At 48.1% G+C, this 19,144-nt stretch carries 17 protein-coding genes and 5 tRNA genes; 8 read left to right on the top strand and 14 right to left on the bottom strand.

All coding sequences use genetic code 11. From position 1 onward, the window contains the following. Positions 1 to 119 precede the first annotated feature (119 nt). Positions 120 to 650, top strand: a complete 531-nt coding sequence (locus BM191_RS06070; RefSeq protein ID WP_092876140.1) for a hypothetical protein — start codon at positions 120 to 122, stop codon at positions 648 to 650. Between the two features lie 383 nt (positions 651 to 1,033). Here BM191_RS06070 and BM191_RS06060 read toward each other — a convergent pair whose 3' ends face one another. From BM191_RS06060 to BM191_RS06045, 4 genes are all read right to left on the bottom strand, one after another. After that, complete coding sequence (locus BM191_RS06060) at positions 1,034 to 2,212, bottom strand: tyrosine-type recombinase/integrase (protein ID WP_092876136.1); 1,179 nt, start codon at positions 2,210 to 2,212, stop codon at positions 1,034 to 1,036. Between the two features lie 164 nt (positions 2,213 to 2,376). Next, positions 2,377 to 2,451, bottom strand: a tRNA-Arg gene (locus BM191_RS06055). 759 nt (positions 2,452 to 3,210) lie between these two features. Next, complete coding sequence (locus BM191_RS06050) at positions 3,211 to 3,429, bottom strand: hypothetical protein (protein WP_230479520.1); 219 nt, start codon at positions 3,427 to 3,429, stop codon at positions 3,211 to 3,213. Between the two features lie 297 nt (positions 3,430 to 3,726). Beyond that, the gene (locus tag BM191_RS06045) at positions 3,727 to 4,182 is read right to left on the bottom strand and encodes a universal stress protein (protein ID WP_092876134.1); all 456 of its coding nucleotides are present in this window, start codon (positions 4,180 to 4,182) and stop codon (positions 3,727 to 3,729) included. Positions 4,183 to 4,600: 418 nt separating this feature from the next. On the opposite strand from BM191_RS06045, the gene ypdK reads away from it, so the two are divergent. Further along, a complete protein-coding gene (ypdK, locus tag BM191_RS17500) occupies positions 4,601 to 4,672 on the top strand; it encodes a membrane protein YpdK (RefSeq protein WP_143088793.1) in 72 nt (23 codons plus the stop codon). Between the two features lie 50 nt (positions 4,673 to 4,722). Here the strand turns inward: ypdK and alaC are convergent, their stop codons facing one another. The 3 genes from alaC to glk form a co-directional block, all read right to left on the bottom strand. Beyond that, positions 4,723 to 5,958: an alanine transaminase gene (alaC, locus tag BM191_RS06040; protein WP_092876132.1), complete on the bottom strand. Its 1,236-nt coding sequence runs from the start codon at positions 5,956 to 5,958 to the stop codon at positions 4,723 to 4,725. Between the two features lie 126 nt (positions 5,959 to 6,084). Beyond that, the gene (locus tag BM191_RS06035; protein WP_092876130.1) at positions 6,085 to 6,603 is read right to left on the bottom strand and encodes a GNAT family N-acetyltransferase; all 519 of its coding nucleotides are present in this window, start codon (positions 6,601 to 6,603) and stop codon (positions 6,085 to 6,087) included. Between the two features lie 446 nt (positions 6,604 to 7,049). Then, positions 7,050 to 8,015, bottom strand: a complete 966-nt coding sequence (gene glk, locus BM191_RS06030) for a glucokinase (protein ID WP_092876188.1) — start codon at positions 8,013 to 8,015, stop codon at positions 7,050 to 7,052. Between the two features lie 587 nt (positions 8,016 to 8,602). On the opposite strand from glk, the gene mgrA reads away from it, so the two are divergent. After that, positions 8,603 to 9,592, top strand: a complete 990-nt coding sequence (mgrA, locus tag BM191_RS06025; RefSeq protein ID WP_092876127.1) for an L-glyceraldehyde 3-phosphate reductase — start codon at positions 8,603 to 8,605, stop codon at positions 9,590 to 9,592. Between the two features lie 343 nt (positions 9,593 to 9,935). On the opposite strand, the gene BM191_RS06020 is transcribed toward mgrA, so the two are convergent. Next, positions 9,936 to 11,177, bottom strand: a complete 1,242-nt coding sequence (locus tag BM191_RS06020; RefSeq protein ID WP_092876125.1) for an Nramp family divalent metal transporter — start codon at positions 11,175 to 11,177, stop codon at positions 9,936 to 9,938. Between the two features lie 358 nt (positions 11,178 to 11,535). On the opposite strand from BM191_RS06020, the gene BM191_RS06015 reads away from it, so the two are divergent. Continuing rightward, positions 11,536 to 12,720 (top strand): NupC/NupG family nucleoside CNT transporter, encoded by a 1,185-nt coding sequence (locus BM191_RS06015; protein WP_092876186.1) that lies wholly within the window; start codon positions 11,536 to 11,538, stop codon positions 12,718 to 12,720. 242 nt (positions 12,721 to 12,962) lie between these two features. On the opposite strand, the gene BM191_RS06010 is transcribed toward BM191_RS06015, so the two are convergent. The 3 genes from BM191_RS06010 to BM191_RS16760 all read right to left on the bottom strand — a co-directional run bounded on the left by BM191_RS06010 (position 12,963) and on the right by BM191_RS16760 (position 14,082). Continuing rightward, a tRNA-Ala gene (locus tag BM191_RS06010) sits at positions 12,963 to 13,038 on the bottom strand. Between the two features lie 42 nt (positions 13,039 to 13,080). Next, a tRNA-Ala gene (locus BM191_RS06005) sits at positions 13,081 to 13,156 on the bottom strand. A 785-nt stretch (positions 13,157 to 13,941) separates the two neighbouring features. After that, entirely contained in the window at positions 13,942 to 14,082 is a 141-nt protein-coding gene (locus BM191_RS16760) for a hypothetical protein (protein ID WP_177203298.1), read from the bottom strand. Between the two features lie 247 nt (positions 14,083 to 14,329). On the opposite strand from BM191_RS16760, the gene BM191_RS06000 reads away from it, so the two are divergent. After that, the gene (locus BM191_RS06000) at positions 14,330 to 14,686 is read left to right on the top strand and encodes a YfeC-like transcriptional regulator (RefSeq protein ID WP_092876123.1); all 357 of its coding nucleotides are present in this window, start codon (positions 14,330 to 14,332) and stop codon (positions 14,684 to 14,686) included. A gap of 50 nt (positions 14,687 to 14,736) precedes the next feature. Here BM191_RS06000 and gltX read toward each other — a convergent pair whose 3' ends face one another. After that, positions 14,737 to 16,149, bottom strand: a complete 1,413-nt coding sequence (gene gltX / locus BM191_RS05995; RefSeq protein WP_092876121.1) for a glutamate--tRNA ligase — start codon at positions 16,147 to 16,149, stop codon at positions 14,737 to 14,739. A gap of 281 nt (positions 16,150 to 16,430) precedes the next feature. Here gltX and BM191_RS05990 point away from each other — a divergent pair. Then, positions 16,431 to 16,506 (top strand) — tRNA-Val (locus BM191_RS05990). A gap of 4 nt (positions 16,507 to 16,510) precedes the next feature. Next, positions 16,511 to 16,586: transfer RNA gene (locus BM191_RS05985), tRNA-Lys, on the top strand. A 298-nt stretch (positions 16,587 to 16,884) separates the two neighbouring features. On the opposite strand, the gene BM191_RS05980 is transcribed toward BM191_RS05985, so the two are convergent. Next, positions 16,885 to 17,805, bottom strand: a complete 921-nt coding sequence (locus tag BM191_RS05980) for a LysR family transcriptional regulator (RefSeq protein ID WP_092876119.1) — start codon at positions 17,803 to 17,805, stop codon at positions 16,885 to 16,887. Between the two features lie 95 nt (positions 17,806 to 17,900). On the opposite strand from BM191_RS05980, the gene BM191_RS05975 reads away from it, so the two are divergent. Beyond that, on the top strand, positions 17,901 to 18,932 hold the full coding sequence (locus BM191_RS05975) for a bile acid:sodium symporter family protein (RefSeq protein ID WP_092876117.1): 1,032 nt from the start codon (positions 17,901 to 17,903) through the stop codon (positions 18,930 to 18,932). On the opposite strand, the gene BM191_RS05970 is transcribed toward BM191_RS05975, so the two are convergent. Beyond that, complete coding sequence (locus BM191_RS05970) at positions 18,929 to 19,144, bottom strand: DUF3820 family protein (RefSeq protein WP_092876115.1); 216 nt, start codon at positions 19,142 to 19,144, stop codon at positions 18,929 to 18,931. The two genes, BM191_RS05975 and BM191_RS05970, sit on opposite strands and share 4 nt — an antisense overlap.

Raw genomic sequence — 19,144 nt, 5'->3', positions numbered from 1 at the left:
AACCATGCAAACCCGGATGGCGTAAAGTTTTGCGAGCGCATGAAATACTAGGAAGGGATACAGAATTTCCGCTTTTGTCAGTTCTTGATAGCAACAGTTTAGAAGACACAATCTGGTGCATGAGATGTCTTCCCGAATATGAAGCTCTGTGGCGTAAATACGGGGTCTGGTGCGCTGCGCAAGTCGAACATCTGATGACAGATGACAGAAGCAAAAACGCGTTGAGAGTTGCATGGAGACATAGCGAAGGGCTTGCGACTGATGAAGAGCTATCGACTGCGTGGGCTGCTGCTGAGGCTGCGGCGCTGGATGCTGCTGAGGCTGCGGCGCTGGCTGTGGCGCGGGATGCTCGGGATGCTGCGGATGCTGCGGCGCTGGCTGCTCGGGATGCTGCGGATGCTGTGGCGCTGGCTGTGGCGCTGGCTGCTCGGGATGCTGCGGATGCTGCGGCGCTGGCTGTGCGGGATGCGGGGGCTGATGAAGAGCTATCGACTGCGCTGGCTGAGCTGGCTGCTGAGGCTGCGGCGCTGGCTGCGGGGGCTGATGAAGAGCTATCGATTGCGCTGGCTGCGGAGGATGCTCAACAGAAAAAACTAGTTGAGATTCTTACGGCAGGTCAATGGGTTGGCGGTGCGCCGTGGGAGCAGTAAGCCAACCGCTACTTTCACAGGCAAATGCGCATGGTGCGAGACAGCAATAAAAACTGGTCAATTCTGTGATACAGACTGTCGTGATGACTACGAACACTATCAGAAAGCGCAAAGCCAGAAATTAATCTAACCCCCTTCCCCTACCCCAATCGCCGCAACTGCGGCTATTTTCCAGTTATGAGGTGAATATGCGAGAGTTTAACGAAGATTCGCTAGTAGACATGAAATTTATGACACGAGACGCCGGATTTACTAGCCGTTATTTTTATAAACAGATAGAAAAGGGAAATCTCCCATCACCGCTTAAAATAGGGAGATCATCGCGATGGAAATATCGAGACTATCAGAGCTGGAAGCGCTCTTATGAAAAAAATGAAGAAAATTCAAACTGAATCAAATCCTTCATCTATCCAGTCAGCCCACCACTGCATCATTTTTTTTCTTGTATCCATATATTTTGCATGGTTGTACACTCCTCTAGTACCTGCGCTGTTAACATGCGCAAGTTGTGCCTCAATTGCGTCTACATTCCAGTTGTTTTCGTTGAGAACAGTACTGAATTGATGTCTGAATCCGTGGCCGGAAGCCTGTCCCTGATAACCTATCCGTCGAATAACTCCAAGTATGGTATTTTCGCTGATAGGTTTGTTTTTATCGGTCCTTCCTGTAAAAACATATTCGTACATACCCGTGAGTAATTTCAAACTATTCAGAAGGCTAGCGACCTGTGAAGACATAGGAACTACATGCAAGCGCCTGCCCTTCATAATCGCAGGATCAACATTAATAAACATTCCATCAAAATCAATGTTCTCCCACTTTAGCGTTCTTAACTCAATAGTCCTTAGTGCAGTATATTGAAGAAGAAGCGTAGCATTCTTTGGTATGACGCTACCGCTATATGACATCAGAGCTCGATTGAATTCTGGAATTTTGTGCATAGGAAGAAAGGGGAAATTTTCTTTTCTATATCCTTTCAGAGCGTCAACAAGATCTGGCGCTGGGTTATACTTAGCCCGGCCAGTTATGATTGCATACCTGAAAACTTCTCCGCACCGTCTTCTAGCCTTGTCAGCCCTGGACATGGCACCTCGATCTTCGTATAGCCTTATTACTCTTAAAATAACTAAAGGCTCAATTTCATCAATTCGAAGATTACCGATAAGAGGCAAAATATCATTAGTAAACATGCTCATTATTTCATCAGCGTATACTCGTGACCATACAGCAGTTTTATGAGAATGCCACTCAGAGAAGATATCACCGAAGGTATCGCCAGTATTTAACCTTGCAGACATTTTTCCAGCTTGCTTGTGAGCCGAAGGATCTTCTCCTGACGCAATTTTCAATTTTGCTTCTGATTGTAAAGCTCTGGCCTTTAACAGACTGATTTCGGGATAGGGCCCGATTACAAGAGTTTTTTCCTTACCGCCGAAGCGATAACGTAATCTCCAAACCTTTTTTCCCGTGGGCGGGATGAACAGGAACAATCCCCCGGAGTCTGCAAGTCGAAAAGCTTTATCTTTTGGTTTAGCGGCTTCAATCTGCTTCACAGTAAGCATGTGGGCACAATCCGATCATTACTAAAAATAATGCCCACAATATGCCCACAAAAGAGCGGTGTAGTCAATTCCTGCCGGTTCGCGTCAGTTCGCTATGAATGCCACAGCGGGCAGGCTTAATGGGGGATTATGTTCTCGTGGGGTTATGTCGGTTCTCTTTGAAATGGCGCCCCCTGCAGGAATCGAACCTGCAACTAGCCCTTAGGAGGGGCTCGTTATATCCATTTAACTAAGGAGACAGCGGCGCACAGTATAACCTTGTCTGATAATAAAATTAACCACTTGACGCGCCGTTTGCTTGTTTTACCAGCAAACGGCGCGAATTTATTCGTCAGTAGTGATCAGAATACGATGAAAAATGATGCTTAGCACCAACAAAGCAACCACATTGCGCCTGGCACAGGCTTTGACACTGAAATCCCTACATGGCCAGGGATAAGTTTCAGCCCCATTATCAACAACAAAACTGACTCCGGGGAAAATATGCATCAATAATAACGATATAGCCTGCGTTTGCAGACATAGGGCTAATCCTTTAAGTGCCCCACGTACGGCTTGTCTGCGCTGATGTTGAGCGAAGCAGTTAAAAATTAAACCAGTATTGTTAAATAAAGATCCAAATTGGAATGATAATTACAGGCGAACCTTATGATTTATCAAACATCAAGGAGATTGAAGATACATAAGCAGTTTAAATAGCTTCACTGACTGCGCTGACAACAACATTAATACTATGTTATATAATGTTTACTACTCTAATCGACCAAGGGGGGCATGTTTACACCGTCGACTATATAAACGAGAAACACTTCCTGCATTCTGACTGGATCAGATAAATAAAATTAAAATATCACAGATCGAAAAAACCGCATGCAGCAATATAGTTATAAACAGTCCTTACATAAATTCAAACGGATAATAACTCTGCCTTTCAATTAGCTTTTTATTGAATAGTTACATTGACATCAAACTTCCATCCGCTCCGGAATATAACTACTTTACGGTCTAGCCGTTTCTGACTCATCAAAGGTATGCGCTATACGGTTATGTGTAACATCATTCTGCATGGCAGCTCTATCGAGCTGTAAGGGATTAGAGCGATATTGCACTGCATTCACTGCGTGATCTTCATCAACGCGCTCAAAAGCGCCCGGCTTATGCGACGTGTAACTGGTCAAAAACAAAGCGGCCAGCATGAAAACGAATGGGCTCTTCATTTAGACAACCCTTCATGCTAACTCTTATCTGCAAGAACCATCAAACAGAGTAGTACGCAATAATGGGGAAAGTCAGATAATTTCTACCTATTGAATTGATGTGGCAAGACAGCTGCACTTTTAAATCAGATGGTACGATAATGATTATGAAACGTCGGGTCACCCGACATAACACCAGGAAATTGCAGCAATTGTTTACTTGCCCGCTGATGCGGGTTTTTTTTTATTTGACGGTATCGGCAATATCATTGATCGGCCCCCGCTATTAGCGCCAGACTCATCGCTTTGTGCCAGGACTTAGCGATCGCAGCGAACATCAATCATAACCGGACAGTGCGCCTGTTCAATAACAGCAGTACTTACCGATCCTTTAAGAAAGCGATTAAATGGCGTCAAATGCCGGCGTCCCATTATGATCATTTGCGCATTAATCGCTTTAGCTTGCCCGACAATAGTTTCAGCCGTTTCGCCAGCGATCACTCTGCCTCGCGCCTTAATACCGGCGTGCAGCAGCTGAAGCAATGCCCGGCGCACCACTGATTCTGCGCTGTTCTGCTCATCCTGGCTACGGATTTCGTCGTCATTCTCCTCGCCAGCAGCAAACTCCAGCGGCGCACTAAGATTGCAATTTTTTTCATCAACACAGCACAGTACCATGACCTGTGAGCTCAACGCCTGCGCCTGCTCTATAGCCAGAGAGACCACTTTCCTGGCTATCGTCGAGTCATCAATAGCCACCAGAAATATTTTCATTTTCTGCCCTCAATCCGTTGCAACTATTTTGTCGATTGGGTGAGGCTACGCCTCATTACAATTTAAAAAGAGTCGTTGCGCCTCTAATTTAGCGCTGAGTGCGGGGTCGCTAAATTTGCCTGACTCATGGCAATTTATGGTAGCGCACTGAGATATTATCTGTCAGCAACTGCCATATCCTATGGCTGGATGAATATTCAATATGCTGACAAGGCTTTAATGCCTAACATATGAGCTGAATCTCAGCATGATCAACTTTATTTTGCTTTCTAATGCAGGTAGATTAGTCAGCGATCCTGCCATCAAGTCATATGGCGACCAAAATGAGCAGCAGTGAAGCATCTCTCCGCCCGCGTTAGTTTCGTCTGTTTGCGTTGCGTGGGACTGGGATCACCGAAGCCGCACAAAGGAGCTGTTTGTGAAATACGCGTTAATGGGCATTTCGTTCTTACTGGTGGTCTGGGCAGGTACTTTTTATCTGATGTTGTAACAGGCCATACTAAAGCTGGGTCAGGCCGGCCTGACCCGCTCCGACGTTTGTCAGCTTTCAAGTCTTTCGCGTTCAATACTGCCAGACTGAATACCATCGGCACGAAACATCGATTTAATCCCTCGCACCGCCTGCCGGATACGATCGCAATTTTCAATTAACGCAAACCGCACATGGGTATCACCATACTCACCGAACCCAATACCCGGTGAAACACAGACCTTCGCCTCCTGAAGCAGCCGCCTGGCAAACTCCAGCGAGCCAAGATGTGCATAGTGATCGGGGATTTTTGCCCAGACGTACATCGAGGCTCCAGGCACGTCAACCATCCAGCCCGCTTCGTGCAGGCCTTTAACCAAAGCGTCACGACGATGTTTATACTCGTCTACAATAGTCTGTACACAGCTCTGATCTCCTTCCAGCGCGGCTATAGCTGCAACCTGCAACGGTGTAAACGTTCCGTAATCATGGTAGCTTTTAATCCGGGCGAGAGCCGCTACCAGCTCTTTATTACCAACCATAAAGCCGATTCGCCAACCAGCCATATTGTAGCTTTTGGATAAGGTAAAAAACTCCACAGCGACATCGCGTGCGCCAGGCACCTGCATAATAGAGGGTGCCTTCCAGCCGTCATAAACAATATCAGCATAGGCAAGGTCGTGAATGACCAGCACGTTATAATGCCTGGCCAGCGTCACTACTCGCTCAAAAAAATCCAGCTCAACGCATTGGGAGGTCGGATTCGAAGGAAAACCGAGTATCATCATCTTAGGTTTGGGATAGCTTTCGCGTATCGCACGCTCAAGCTCAGCAAAAAAGTCGATACCCTGAACCAGGGGTACAGAGCGGACCTGTGCCCCTGCGATAACGGCACCGTAAATATGAATTGGATAGCTGGGATTTGGTACCAACACGGTATCACCGTGATCGAGCGTTGCCAGCATCAGATGAGCCAATCCCTCTTTGGAACCGATGGTAACAATGGCTTCACTTTCCGGATCGATATCAACCTGATAGCGTTCCTGATACCAGTGCGATATTGCACGCCGTAATCGGGGAATACCGCGTGATGCTGAATACCCGTGGGTATCAGTACGCTGAGCGACAGTGCAAAGCTTTTCCACAATATGCGCTGGCGTCGGACCATCGGGATTACCCATACTGAAATCGATAATATCTTCGCCGCGCCGACGTGCAGCCATTTTCAATTCGGCAGTAATATTAAAGACATAGGGAGGAAGACGTTCGATGCGCGAAAAACGGCGAGCAGATAAATTATGAGCCATATGATCCTCAGATTAACGTTAGCGCCCGGACCGTCCGAGCGACGCTGACCGCCCTGGCGGTCGAGCTCTGAACTTATCGCGATCCCACCGCTGTTGTCGAGAAGCAAGATAAAAATTTTTTAAGCACTATCTAAGCCGAACAAATACCCAATCGTTCTTCCATCTTCCACGCAGTAGTCGATTATCCCGCAATACACCTTCCAGCAAAAAACTGTTTTTTTCCAGAATACGTCGTGATGACCAGTTTCCTTCCACCACATGCGCAGTGAGTTTATGGAAGCCACAATGATGCAAAAGATACTCGCACAGCGGTGCCAGGGCTTCGCTGCCGAAACCCTGACCATGAAACTGGCTAAGAAAAGCATAGCCAATTTCAACCTGACAGTACGGATACCCTTCGGCGGTAGCGCCCAGTAAGCCAATCGCTTCACCGGTCTTTTTCTGTCGGACAACCAGACAGAGCATATGGTCGCTGGTGAAAAACCAAGGTAGCAGGCATTCACTAAACCTTTTTTGCAGTTCTTCATCGTCAGGAATTGCGCTAACCCAGGCCATGCATTGCTCATCCTGATGCACCCGCAGGAACAGGGGCCAGTTTTCTGGCTTAAGCAACGTTATCAGCAACCGATCAGTTTCAAGTCGCATCCCGGGCCTCAAAAAGGGAAAACAGAAGGTAGAAAGATGAATAATGTCCCTATTTATTTAGATTAATTAACATTAAGCAAATATGTGAGTTTAATACTATTCCATCACTGAAAGGTATTTCGATGGGCATTGTGCATTATTTATGCGAATTCAAAGTTAAAAAAACCAGAGAAACGGTGATGAACCGCCAATAGAAGTCTTTCCGTATTATTTCAGTCAGGTTTCCTCTATTTAACTAAACAGTACAATAATCACTGAGTGACCATGATTTTTTCGCCGCCACTGCTCTTACTTTGTAAGCACTTAAATTCTGATAAAACAGATGTCGCCATGCTGCCAAGTACCTGGCCCGAAGTTAATCCATCGACTTTGGGTTGACGTGAATGAATGAGGCTCTCTTCAAATAATGAGCGATAGCAGAGCGACGAGTGTCGCTCCAGAAAAAATTACAAAACACGTCCCAAGGTTTGACGCAGATGTGCACCCGCACCAAGCAAACCGGGCTGATCGTGCGTGATAAGATAAACAGGGATAGGATGAACGTAGTCATGGAAACGCCCTTTGTCTTCGAACGCGGCGCGAAATCCGGAAGCTTTGAAAAACTCTAAAAAACGCGGCACGATGCCGCCAGCGATATAAACCCCGCCGAAAGTGCCAAGCGTCAGTGCCAGATTACCGCCGAAGCGTCCCATAATCACGCAAAACAGTGAGAGCGCCCGACGGCAGTCCGTACAGCTATCGGCCAGCGCCCGTCCGGATACATCTTCAGGCTTTAAGTTTTCCGGCTGGCGCCCATCCGATTTAACAATGGCCCTGTAAAGATTAACCAAGCCCGCTCCCGAAAGTATCCGCTCAGCCGAGACATGGCCCATTTCCATACGCAACACTTCAAGGATGAGATCCTCCTCTTCGCTGTTGGGAGCAAAATCGACGTGCCCCCCCTCTCCCGGCAAGCTAACCCAGCGCTCATCAACGTGAACCAGGTGAGCAACACCCAGCCCTGTGCCTGCACCGTAAACAGCGATAGGTTTATCCGCCACCGGCGCAGTGCCGCCAAACTGTAGAACATCCTGCTCTTTCAGCACTGGGATCGCCATAGAAACAGCGGTGAAGTCGTTGATTATCTCAAGGTTGTTAAAACCAAGATTGGACTTCATTTTACTGGTTGAAAACGCCCAATCGTGATTGGTCATCTCCACCCAGTCCTCGGTAATCGGGCAGGCAATAGCTATACACCCATCTTTTATCTCTTTTTGCTGCTCACCAAGCCAGTTTCGGATAACCGCTTCCAGACTCTCATATTCTGAAGTGGAGAACGTTTTGGCTTCTGAAATGGCACCGCTGTCAACGTCACAGAGCGCAAGTCGCGCATTTGTACCGCCAACATCACCCACCAAAGCATAACTGGTCATTAATGTTTTGCTCCGCATACGTCAATTAGAAATACTATAAAATCCTGCCGGGAAAACAACAATACTCACCAACGACTAAGGGTGAGCCTTTGCGCCGTTCCAGTGGCTTACCTTACCTGCAAGGATGCTGAGATGACAGTCCGCTTGCCTCAAATAGTTAAAAAGCCGTTTTGCGATCTCATGCCGTGTTACCCCCCTCCCGATCGCCAAAATCAGTCCAACTACGGCGGAAAATCTGGGCAATCCTGGCGGTATTAAGTTCGTTGACCTCCCCCCGGCGAACGCTATAAACGCCAGCATACCGTCAAGAAACTGTAGGTTATACTTACCGAAAACACTAAACAGCTGATTGCTCCCCCCTCAAACAGTCAGGCCAGCAAACAATCGCTAACTGTGGTATTTATTCGCACCCGCTGCCAAACGAGTGTTATCTGAGTTGGTAAACCCTCATCATCAGAAGGGATTGTCGGCCACTGGATGGCCACGCCTCACATTAGTCCTCAAGGGGGATTCAACCCTCGCTTTAGCATAATGTAAACGCATACACTAACGTCCGTAAGCTGCCTGTCTGTTCAAAGGAAAGAGAAATGTCTTATCTTGCACGCCACGAACGTTATCAAACAATGCAATATCAGCGCACTGGCCGAAGTGGTCTGAAGCTGCCGACAATTTCGCTGGGTTTATGGCACAATTTTGGTGATACAACCCTGATCGACAATAGCCGCACCTTGCTACGACACGCTTTCGATCGGGGGATCACCCATTTCGATCTTGCCAATAATTACGGTCCGCCCCCGGGGTCAGCTGAAGAAAATTTCGGCCGCATTCTGCGCGAGGATTTTCGTCCTTATCGCGATGAGCTAATTATTTCCACTAAAGCGGGCTATACCATGTGGGAGGGGCCTTATGGTGACTGGGGATCGCGTAAATACCTGATAGCCAGCCTAGATCAAAGCCTGCATCGCATGGGACTGGACTATGTAGATATTTTTTATCATCACCGCCCTGATCCGGAAACGCCATTGGAAGAGACAATGGGCGCGCTTAATCAGCTCGTCAGACAGGGTAAAGCCTTGTATATCGGACTATCTAACTATCGGCCAGAGCGCGCGGCAGAAGCCTTTGCTCTTCTGCGTGAAATGGGCACGCCCTGCCTTATTCACCAGCCTAAATTCTCTATGCTGGAACGTACTCCTGAACAAGGGCTGCTACAGGTCCTGCAACAGGAAGGCGTTGGCTGCATCGCTTTTTCACCACTGGCTGGCGGCATACTCACTGACCGCTATCTGAACGGTATTCCACACGATTCACGCGCGGCCAGCGGCAGCCGCTTTCTGAGCCAGGAAGCATTAACTCAGGATAAAATGACTAAAGTACGACGTTTGAATGCATTGGCAGAGAAGCGCAAACAAAAACTGTCGCAAATGGCGCTGGCCTGGGTACTCAATCATGCACAGATCACCTCGGTTCTGATTGGCGCCAGCAAAACTGCGCAAATTGATGATGCAGTATCTATGCTCACTAATCGCGACTTTACCCATGATGAACTGGCTTTAATTGACGAAATAACAACCTGATTTCCCGTCAAAAACCCGATCATACTGACCTGCTATGCGACGGAATTTACTCGAAGAGGGGAGTTTAACGATCATCAGGAGTACATCGAAGAATTGACTTTGCAAACAACAAGCAATAATGACATCGGCGGATGATCGTGAGGCAGCATCTGTTGCCTCACTGCTGGCAAATCTAGTGCTTACGACAATGCATTCATTACAGTTATAACACTGATAGTGATCCGGACATATCAGACATCGCTGGTGAAAAAATAAATGAAGAGGCTGAATACCCCTGATTCATTGATAATTTGGTCCGGAGAAACAAGCGTGCCTGAACAACCTTTGTAACCCCGTCTCAACATTAACCCTTCCCGGTTGCCAGACCGTACATTAACCAGATATTAAGCGCGACCACAAGCACCACGATAACCCGGCCTGCATTTTGAGTCAGCGTAGAATTCACCAGGCGCCCCATCAGCGCTCTATCGCCGGTAAAACTAAGTAGCGGTATGAGCGCTAACGCGATGCCAAAGCTCAGAACCACCTGGCTCATCACCAAAATTCTTGTGGGATCCCAGCCAGCCAGAATAACGATAAAAGAAGGAAGCATCGTTATCACTCTGCGCAGCCACAGCGAAATAGAGAAGTGGACAAAGCCTTGCATTACAACCTGGCCGGCAAGCGTGCCAACCACGGTTGAAGAGAGACCCGCCGCGACCAGGCTAAGACCAAATACCAGCGCCGCCGCGCGTCCCAGAAGCGGATCTAATGTCAGATAAGCCTGACCCAGTTCTGAAATCCCCGCATGGCCGCTAAAGTGGAAGGCCGCTGCAGCAGTGGCCATCATTGCCAGGTTAACAAATCCGGCAATGGTCATCGCAATCGCCACATCCAGCTTGGTTGACGAATAGCGCACATCACGCGTTTTCGCGTCGCCATGCTGCGTCAGGGATGAGTGCAAATAGATAACGTGCGGCATGATGGTTGCACCAAGCACTCCGGCAGCAAGATATACTGCATCTGCAGTTGGCATCGATGGGATCACCATGCCTTTAACCAATGTGGCCACATGAGGCTGAGAAAAAAACAGTTCGATGATATATGCGGCGGCAACAAAAAGCAGCATGCCGCCTATAACAATCTCCAGTGGCTTTTGACCACGGCGCTGCAACATCAGAATCAACACGGTCGCCACGCCGGTCAGAATGGCGCCTTGCAACAGCGAGACGCCGAAAATAAGTTTAAAGCCGATGGCCGCACCAATGAACTCAGCCAAATCGGTCGCCATGGCAATAATTTCAGCCTGAACCCAATAAAACCATACCAGCGGACGCGGGTAGCGATCGCGAATAAGCTCGGCGAGATTCCTGCCGGTCGCTATGCCCAGTTTGGCCGACATCAACTGGATCACCATCGCCATGACGTTAGCCCATACGACCACCCACAGGAGCGTGTAACCGTAACTGGCTCCGGCCTGAATATTGGTAGCAAAATTTCCGGGGTCGATATAGGCGATCGCGGCAATAAACGCTGGCCCCATCAGGGCCAGTTTCACTTTTCGGTTTCCACGAACATTGACGTTCGTCGTGCGACTCTCCAACATAATCAACCGTCCCCTTAAAACGACGCCGTAAGCTATCGCCATGCTCATGCGGTGAGCCAGCCGCTGCCATCATAGCCAACGCTAAACAATATAGCCATTGCTATATTCTTAGTGGCTATCTACCCCTATATAAAACGCATAATGGCGCTATCATCGTAGTTTAGGTTAATTTTATTAACAACCTGTTAGCTCCTTTTTAAGAGGACTTGATGGGATGTGATCAGAAAGCGTTTTCAGAAAAGCAAACCCATCGGGAATTATTATATTGTGGAATTGATCTCGTTTTTGGCGCCTGCGTTACATAGAATGTGCAGCGAAATATAACCTGCCTCAAGTTTAAGTTTGGAGCCCCATAATGATGTTCCGCATTCTTCACTTTGTGTTAGCGCTAGCGGTAGTTGGCGCACTGGCACTTTTAGTCAGTCGCGATCGTAAAAAAATTCGCATACGCTTTGTCGTTCAACTGTTGGTTATCGAAATCGTGCTGGCTTGGTTCCTCCTTAACTCTCAGATTGGCCTGGGGTTTGTTCAGGACTTTGCCGGGCTGTTCGATAAGCTGTTAAAATACGCCGCTAAGGGTACCAATTTTGTCTTTGGCAATATGAACGAAAAGGGACTGGCGTTTTTCTGGCTGAACGTCCTGTGCCCGATTGTCTTTATCTCCGCGCTAATCGGTATACTTCAGCATTTCCGCATTTTACCCATCGTCATTCGCACTATCGGCACCCTGCTGTCCAAAATAAACGGTATGGGTAAACTGGAGTCCTTTAACGCAGTAAGTTCGCTGATCCTGGGACAGTCAGAAAACTTCATCGCTTATAAAGACATCTTAGGGAAAATGTCAGAGCGCCGCATGTACACCATGGCGGCGACCGCTATGTCCACCGTGTCGATGTCAATCGTTGGCGCATACATGACAATGCTGCAACCGAAGTATGTAGTCGCAGCGCTGGTACTTAATATGTTCAGTACCTTCATCGTTTTGTCTTTAATTAACCCCTACACCGTCGAAAACGAAGAAGAGCTTAAGTTAAATAATCTGCATAAAGGCCAGAGCTTCTTCGAAATGCTGGGGGAATATATTCTTGCGGGCTTTAAAGTCGCTGTTATCGTGGCTGCGATGTTGATCGGCTTTATCGCGCTGATTTCGGGTATTAATGCGCTATTCGATGCGCTTTTCGGCATCAGTTTCCAGGGTATCCTTGGCTATATCTTCTTCCCGTTTGCATGGGTGATGGGTGTTCCTGCCCATGAGGCGCTACAAGCAGGCAGCATCATGGCGACAAAAATGGTCTCAAACGAGTTCGTCGCCATGGTAGACCTGCAAAAACTGACCGGGCATTTTTCTGTACAGGCGGAGGGGATCCTGTCGGTATTTCTGGTTTCCTTTGCTAACTTCTCCTCTATCGGCATCGTTGCCGGCGCTATCAAGGGCCTGAACGAAGGACAAGGTAACGTCGTGTCACGCTTTGGCCTGAAACTCCTGTACGGCTCCACACTGGTAAGCATTCTCTCTGCTTCAATCGCCGCACTGGTGTTGTAAACACCATTCAGGGCCGGAAAATTTCCGGCCCTGAATGATAGTTCTATCACAGGCTTTTTTCTCGCCAGCATCAAATAATCTAAACAGCGCTCAGCCACGTAACTGGTACTATTACACTCCATGTCGGAACCTGCATAAGGCATGCCTCCAGACTGGATGAATTGAAAGGAAAATAAAATCAGATGTTGCTGAAGGTTTTGATAGTGAAGTTGCCAGAAGGACAGCGATTGAATTGAAAAATTTGGTGGAGATAAGCGGGATCGAACCGCTGACCTCTTGCATGCCATGCAAGCGCTCTCCCAGCTGAGCTATACCCCCACTCTGATGCGTTATTCGGTGCCAAATTTTCTGGAGTAAATTTGGTGGAGCTAAGCGGGATCGAACCGCTGACCTCTTGCATGCCATGCAAGCGCTCTCCCAGCTGAGCTATAGCCCCATAACCGAAAAACCTTGTCGTGTTGACGGCGGGGATAATATGAAACACAGCTAGTGGTGTCAACGGCAAAATGTGAATCTGAGGTCAATCGCTGAAAAAGCGGGCAACCAGCGGAGTAGGTGATTTATGTGTGCCCTTTTTCACGCTGAAAATATTTATTGCCATAGAGAAGTAACCTTCCAGAATACTGAGTTAATAGCTTATAAATAAGCAGATAAGTGCTTGCTTGTGCGTGTTAGATCCACATGCAAACTGCTCAGTTTTTTACTGACAGAGTGGTCGCTTTGCGGGCTACACCGCGTTTACTGGATGTTTCCGGCACTGTGCTTTCCATGACGATTTATGCTAAATCCGGAAAGTATGCCTTGCATGCGTCTAAAGAAACTGCCCCTTGTTGCTATCAGACTGGTATAGCGAAACACAATGTGTCTGTCTTATACCCGTTAATCCCTGGTTTATGGCTGATGTAATTATCGCCACCGGTTTTTTACTGGATCCACATGTGGTTAACCCGTTTCCCGGATAATGGGTGCTCTTACAGGGTGACCTGAGGTATCTGTCTTTCCGCCAGGTATCATCAAAACAGGACTGGCAGGCGTCGATCGACTAACTGGTAATATGCTACTCCTGGCTGTCGCCTGACTCGCCCGTAAAATTAGCGTTTTTAATGTATTACACCGCAGATTCTGGCTGACGATAGCCAACATTTTCAGCAGTGCTGCCGCCGCATAATTTTTACTCATGTATGAGGCATGACGGCAGAGGGTGATTATTTGAAAAAAACGTTAGCCAGCACCAACGACAACGTTAACGCTGGCTTCCTGAATACTTTTATTTCCGCCATTGGCAGTTACTGATTGGTCTGCCTGCCAACTCAGTACGCTGTTGCCAATTATGTTTATCACCGTGACTGCAATTTTTACCACAGTCCTTGACCAGGGTGACTTTCTGAGAAATTTTCTTGCAGTATTTTCTGGTAACGCCCCTGGACTGCAACACCTACCATCTGCAGGCAATCGTTAATACTTATTCCCCTGTCAGTCGATAAAGTTTTTCGATCTCTCCCCCGTTTTATAACTCTTTATTCAACTCAATTTACTCATTAGTTGTTCATTTAACGCTTTACTGTAATATTAACCAGCGTGAACAATCAGCAGCATAAAGGATTAGATTGTGAAAAAGGAATGGTTAACTCCGCAGGAAATTGCCCAGCAAACCGGCTATACCCGACAAACTATTAATAAGTGGATCAATCGGGAACAATGGACTACCGCACCGCGCAAAGGCATCCAGGGCGGTCGGGGCCGCAAGGTGTTAATTGACGATCGTGTACGTCAGTTTCTGAAAACCTCAACCCGTCAGGTGGCGGAAGACGGTAGTCACTATCGTCCATCCACACGCAAAGACCCATTGACAAACCTGTTGGTTACATCGGTTCAGCAGATGACTAATGAGGAGCGCGAAAAGCTAACCGCACTGCTGTTACGCGAAGGAATTCTCGGGATGTTAAATCGTCTGGGAATTGACTAAGAATCTACAGGTAAAATCTCAGGCCCTGTACTGAGGGCCTGAGAAGAATGCTACTGCTGCTCCCGAGCCGAAATCCAATCCAGAGCCTTGTTGATTCGCTCAACTGAGCGCGTCTGGCCGATAGCGTGGACAGTCACATCAAGGCCAGGTGACTGGCCGGCGCCGGTGACAGCGACACGTAGCGGCATGCCAACCTTCCCCATACCTACGCCCAACTCATCAGCCGTAGACTGAATAGCATGATGAACATTTTCCGGCGTCCAGCTACCGATCGCCACCAGCTTGTCACGTACGACTTCCAACGGCTGGCGAGCAACCGGACGCAGATGTTTTTTCGCGGCATCAGCATCAAATTCAGTAAAGTCCTCATAAAAATAGCGGCATGAAGCGGCCATCTCTTTCAGAGTCTTACAACGCTCACCAAGTAATTTCACCAGCGCTGCCAGCTCCGGGCCGTTACGAGTATCAATGTTTTCCTGGTCAATATGCCATTGCAATTGGGTGGCAACATATTCAGCAGGCAACGCATTGATATAATGATGATTAAGCCACAGTAACTTTTCAGTATTAAAGGCGCTGGCGGACTTGCTCACCGCATCCAGGCTAAACCAGTGTTTCATCTCATCAATGCTGAAAATTTCCTGATCGCCATGTGACCAGCCAAGACGCACCAGATAATTTAGCAGCGCCTCCGGCAAATAGCCGTCATCACGATACTGCTTTACGCCTACGGCGCCGTGACGTTTAGACAATTTCTTGCCATCATCTCCCAGGATCATCGAAACATGGGCATATACAGGGACTTGCGCACCAATCGCTTTCAGAATATTAATCTGTCTTGGCGTATTATTAATATGGTCTTCACCACGGATAACATGCGTGATCTGCATGTCCCAATCATCGATCACAACGCAGAAGTTGTAGGTTGGCGAGCCGTCAGTACGTCGAATAATCAGATCATCCAGCTCCTGATTGCTGAACTCAATCGGTCCGCGGATCTGATCATCAAACACAACAGAACCCTCCTGCGGATTGCTGAACCGAACAACACATGGCTCACTGGCGTCATGATGCTGGTGCCCGTCACGGCAGTGGCCGTCATAGCGAGGCTTCTCCCCGTTCGCCATCTGACTTTCGCGTAACTGTTCCAGGCGCTCCCTGGAGCAATAGCATTTATAGGCTGTGCCAGCCTGTAACATCTCATCAATAACCGCATTATAGCGATCAAAACGCCTTGTCTGATAATAAGGGCCTTCATCCCAATCGAGACTTAGCCAATTCATCCCATCCATGATGGCGTCGATTGCCTGCTGAGTCGAACGCTCCAGATCGGTATCTTCAATACGCAGCACAAACTCCCCGCCGTGGTTACGGGCGAACAACCAGGAGTAAAGCGCAGTGCGCGCGCCACCGACGTGCAGATAGCCTGTCGGGCTGGGGGCGAAACGGGTTTTGATTTTCATTTACTGCTGCCTTATTACGCAAAAGCCGTCACGCGGCTATTATTTCTGATGAGGGAATAAATAAAAGATGGACAGCATTCTATCATCTGACGGTGATTCCTCAACGCTAAGCCAGGCTGCACCGTCTGTTTTCACTTTATAAACCAGCAACGGTTGATTCGTTTGCCCTATCAGCGCCTAAAAGCAAGCCTCTTGCTTAATTTTAAGACGAACAAACATTTTCATTTTAAAAAGCGTTGACTCATATGCAACTATCCCTATAATGCCACTCCACACAGCGGGGGTGATTAGCTCAGCTGGGAGAGCACCTCCCTTACAAGGAGGGGGTCGGCGGTTCGATCCCGTCATCACCCACCACTTAGGGTCGTTAGCTCAGTCGGTAGAGCAGTTGACTTTTAATCAATTGGTCGCAGGTTCGAATCCTGCACGACCCACCATTGTAGAAAGGCGCCCTAAAGGCGCCTTTTCGCTTTCATAAGTTCAATCATTTCTTTACTTCATTTTTATCGAATAACCTGTTCGTATACAGGTCTGAACGGCAGATTCACTTATATCTGGCGAAAACAGAGAAGCCGTGAACGATCAAAATTGACAAATCAGCCTAAATTCACATGCTACTAACGCAGGCCAGAAAATACCGGAAAGCCTGCAAAATCAACCAGCTTGAGTGAGTAAGCCGACAGCTGATGGCATTAGTCACTCAAATGACAGCCACAGGTTAATGTGCATATCCAGTCAAAATGAAGGCGCTAGCTGACGCTGATGCGCGAGTAAGCCAGCCTGTCGGCGGGCCTCCTGCCAGATAGCCTCCGCCGCAGGCGTAAGAGAGCGATTTTTGCGGCGAATCAGCATCAGCGAGCGATTGATCTCCGGGACCAGACGCCGCACCAACAGGGGCTTACCTTCCGGTAATGGTAAGGCCAGCGCCGGTAATATTGAAATGCCAATACCCGCCTCAACCATAGGATAAAGCGTGGCAGGGTGGCCGATCTCCTGAACAATTTCCGTTTCAACCTGCTGCTGCTGCAACGCGCAATCTATCAGCATCCTGCTGCCTGACGCATAATCCTGTAATACCAACAAACGCTGATTTAATGCAGACCACGGCACTACAGGTAAATCGGCAAGCTCGTCATCTTTTCGGCATAAAAGCAAAAATGGTTCATGCAAAATAGCTTCTGACTCAAAATCATCGCCTTGTAGGGGGCCAATGACGATACCGAAATCCACTTCGGCATTACGAATACTCTGTAATACCCAGTGCTGAGGATGGTCCCTGAGCACAACTTTTATCTCAGGATAATGTAACTGGCTTGCTGCAAGGCACTGTGGCATCAGCTGCGCTGAGATAGTCTGACTTGCGGCAACACGCACCGTACCGCTGCGCTGCAGACCGTAACGACGAACATCCAATAAGGCCGTATTCAGCTCTTCAAGCAGCCTCTCCAGGTGGCGTGCCAACTGCTCGCCTGCTTCTGTAAGCAACACTTCACGCGTGGTGCGATCCAGCAAGCGAATGCCGGTTTCATTCTCCAGCTCCTTGATACTATGACTCACGGCTGACTGGCTAAGACCAATAGCTTGCCCAGCCTGACTAAAACTACCGTGGTGCACAACAGCGACAAATATCTTCAGCTGGCGAAGCGTATAATTCATCTATTTTTCTCATGAATGAATGCAATAAATCAATTTTATTTCTAAAACTGATACGCGCACAATAGCGCCAGTCTCTTTTTAACCAGGTATTAACAATGGGTGTACTTCGCCTTGACCCAATGATGGTCAAACTGATTATTACTGTCCTGCTGGCTAGCTTTTTTCCCGCAAAAGGGGGTTTTGTACCGTTATTTGAAGGGCTGACTACTGCGGCTATCGCCCTGCTGTTTTTTTTGCACGGTGCAAAGCTATCGCGGGAAAACATTATTGCGGGCAGTAGCCACTGGCGGCTTCATGTGTGGATTATGTTCAGCACCTTCATACTATTTCCGACGCTGGGTCTGCTGGTCATTTGGTGGCATCCGGTAAACGTTGGCCGGGAAATTTATACTGGCTTTCTTTATCTCTGCATTCTGCCAGCAACGGTTCAGTCGTCCATTGCATTCACGTCGATTGCAGGCGGTAACGTAGCAGCAGCGGTGTGCAGTGCCTCAGCATCCAGCCTGCTTGGCGTGTTTATTTCCCCCCTGCTGGTAGGACTGCTGATGAATATTCATCATCATGGTGGTGCAGTTGATGGCCTGGAGCAAATCGGTAAAATCATGCTGCAGCTACTACTCCCTTTCGTCCTCGGACAATTCTCCCGACGCTGGATTGGTAACTGGATTGAGCGGCATCGAAGCCTCATCGGACACACGGATCAGACCTCAATTTTGTTAGTGGTTTATACTGCCTTCAGCGCAGCGGTAGTTAGTGGTATCTGGCATCAGGTTGATATCATGACACTATTGTGGATTCTGATCGGTAGCCTGCTGCTGCTGCTGATTGTACTTAGCATAAATCTGACCGCGGCGCGGCTATTTGGCTTTAAACGAGCGGACGAAATCACCGTTCTATTTTGTGGCTCCAAGAAAAGTCTGGCAAACGGCATACCAATGGCAAATATACTTTTTCCTGCCGCCACAGTCGGAATTATCGTTCTGCCACTGATGATCTTCCACCAGATTCAGCTGATGACCTGCTCTTTTATTGCACAACGCTATCAAAAGCAGGGCAAAAAAGCGGAGGACGAACCTAATAAACTGAGCGCTGACACCCGGAAGATGGAGTCGCAAAAATCATCTTAGCTAACTCTAAGGGGCTTTATCAGCCCCTCCAGTCCTTCAATCTTGATTGCCAGCGTCATTTGCATTAGTTCACCGAGAGGCCCCGAAGGAAACTCGCCTTTACGCGCAAACCAAAGCAGATAGGGCTCCGGCAAATCGATAAGCATGTAGCCTTTGTATTTGCCGAAAGGCATGGCGGTATTGGCAATTTTCAGCAGGCTTTCTTTTTCCAT

The sequence above is a fragment of the Izhakiella capsodis genome (genome assembly GCF_900115045.1).
In the GTDB taxonomy this organism is placed as follows: Bacteria; Pseudomonadota; Gammaproteobacteria; order Enterobacterales; family Enterobacteriaceae; genus Izhakiella; species Izhakiella capsodis.
Note: the sequence above shows the minus strand (reverse complement) of the source record. Positions and strands in the feature narration are given on the sequence as shown.

Coding starts and splice junctions, on each gene's coding strand:
- BM191_RS06070 (WP_092876140.1), top strand. CDS start 120: ATGAGATGTCTTCCCGAATATGAAGCTCTGTGGCGTAAATACGGGGTC.
- BM191_RS06060 (WP_092876136.1), bottom strand. CDS start 2,212: ATGCTTACTGTGAAGCAGATTGAAGCCGCTAAACCAAAAGATAAAGCT.
- BM191_RS06050 (WP_230479520.1), bottom strand. CDS start 3,429: ATGAAGAGCCCATTCGTTTTCATGCTGGCCGCTTTGTTTTTGACCAGT.
- BM191_RS06045 (WP_092876134.1), bottom strand. CDS start 4,182: ATGAAAATATTTCTGGTGGCTATTGATGACTCGACGATAGCCAGGAAA.
- alaC (WP_092876132.1), bottom strand. CDS start 5,958: ATGGCTCATAATTTATCTGCTCGCCGTTTTTCGCGCATCGAACGTCTT.
- BM191_RS06035 (WP_092876130.1), bottom strand. CDS start 6,603: ATGCGACTTGAAACTGATCGGTTGCTGATAACGTTGCTTAAGCCAGAA.
- glk (WP_092876188.1), bottom strand. CDS start 8,015: ATGACCAGTTATGCTTTGGTGGGTGATGTTGGCGGTACAAATGCGCGA.
- mgrA (WP_092876127.1), top strand. CDS start 8,603: ATGTCTTATCTTGCACGCCACGAACGTTATCAAACAATGCAATATCAG.
- BM191_RS06020 (WP_092876125.1), bottom strand. CDS start 11,177: ATGTTGGAGAGTCGCACGACGAACGTCAATGTTCGTGGAAACCGAAAA.
- BM191_RS06015 (WP_092876186.1), top strand. CDS start 11,536: ATGTTCCGCATTCTTCACTTTGTGTTAGCGCTAGCGGTAGTTGGCGCA.
- gltX (WP_092876121.1), bottom strand. CDS start 16,149: ATGAAAATCAAAACCCGTTTCGCCCCCAGCCCGACAGGCTATCTGCAC.
- BM191_RS05980 (WP_092876119.1), bottom strand. CDS start 17,805: ATGAATTATACGCTTCGCCAGCTGAAGATATTTGTCGCTGTTGTGCAC.
- BM191_RS05975 (WP_092876117.1), top strand. CDS start 17,901: ATGGGTGTACTTCGCCTTGACCCAATGATGGTCAAACTGATTATTACT.
- BM191_RS05970 (WP_092876115.1), bottom strand. CDS start 19,144: ATGGAAAAAGAAAGCCTGCTGAAAATTGCCAATACCGCCATGCCTTTC.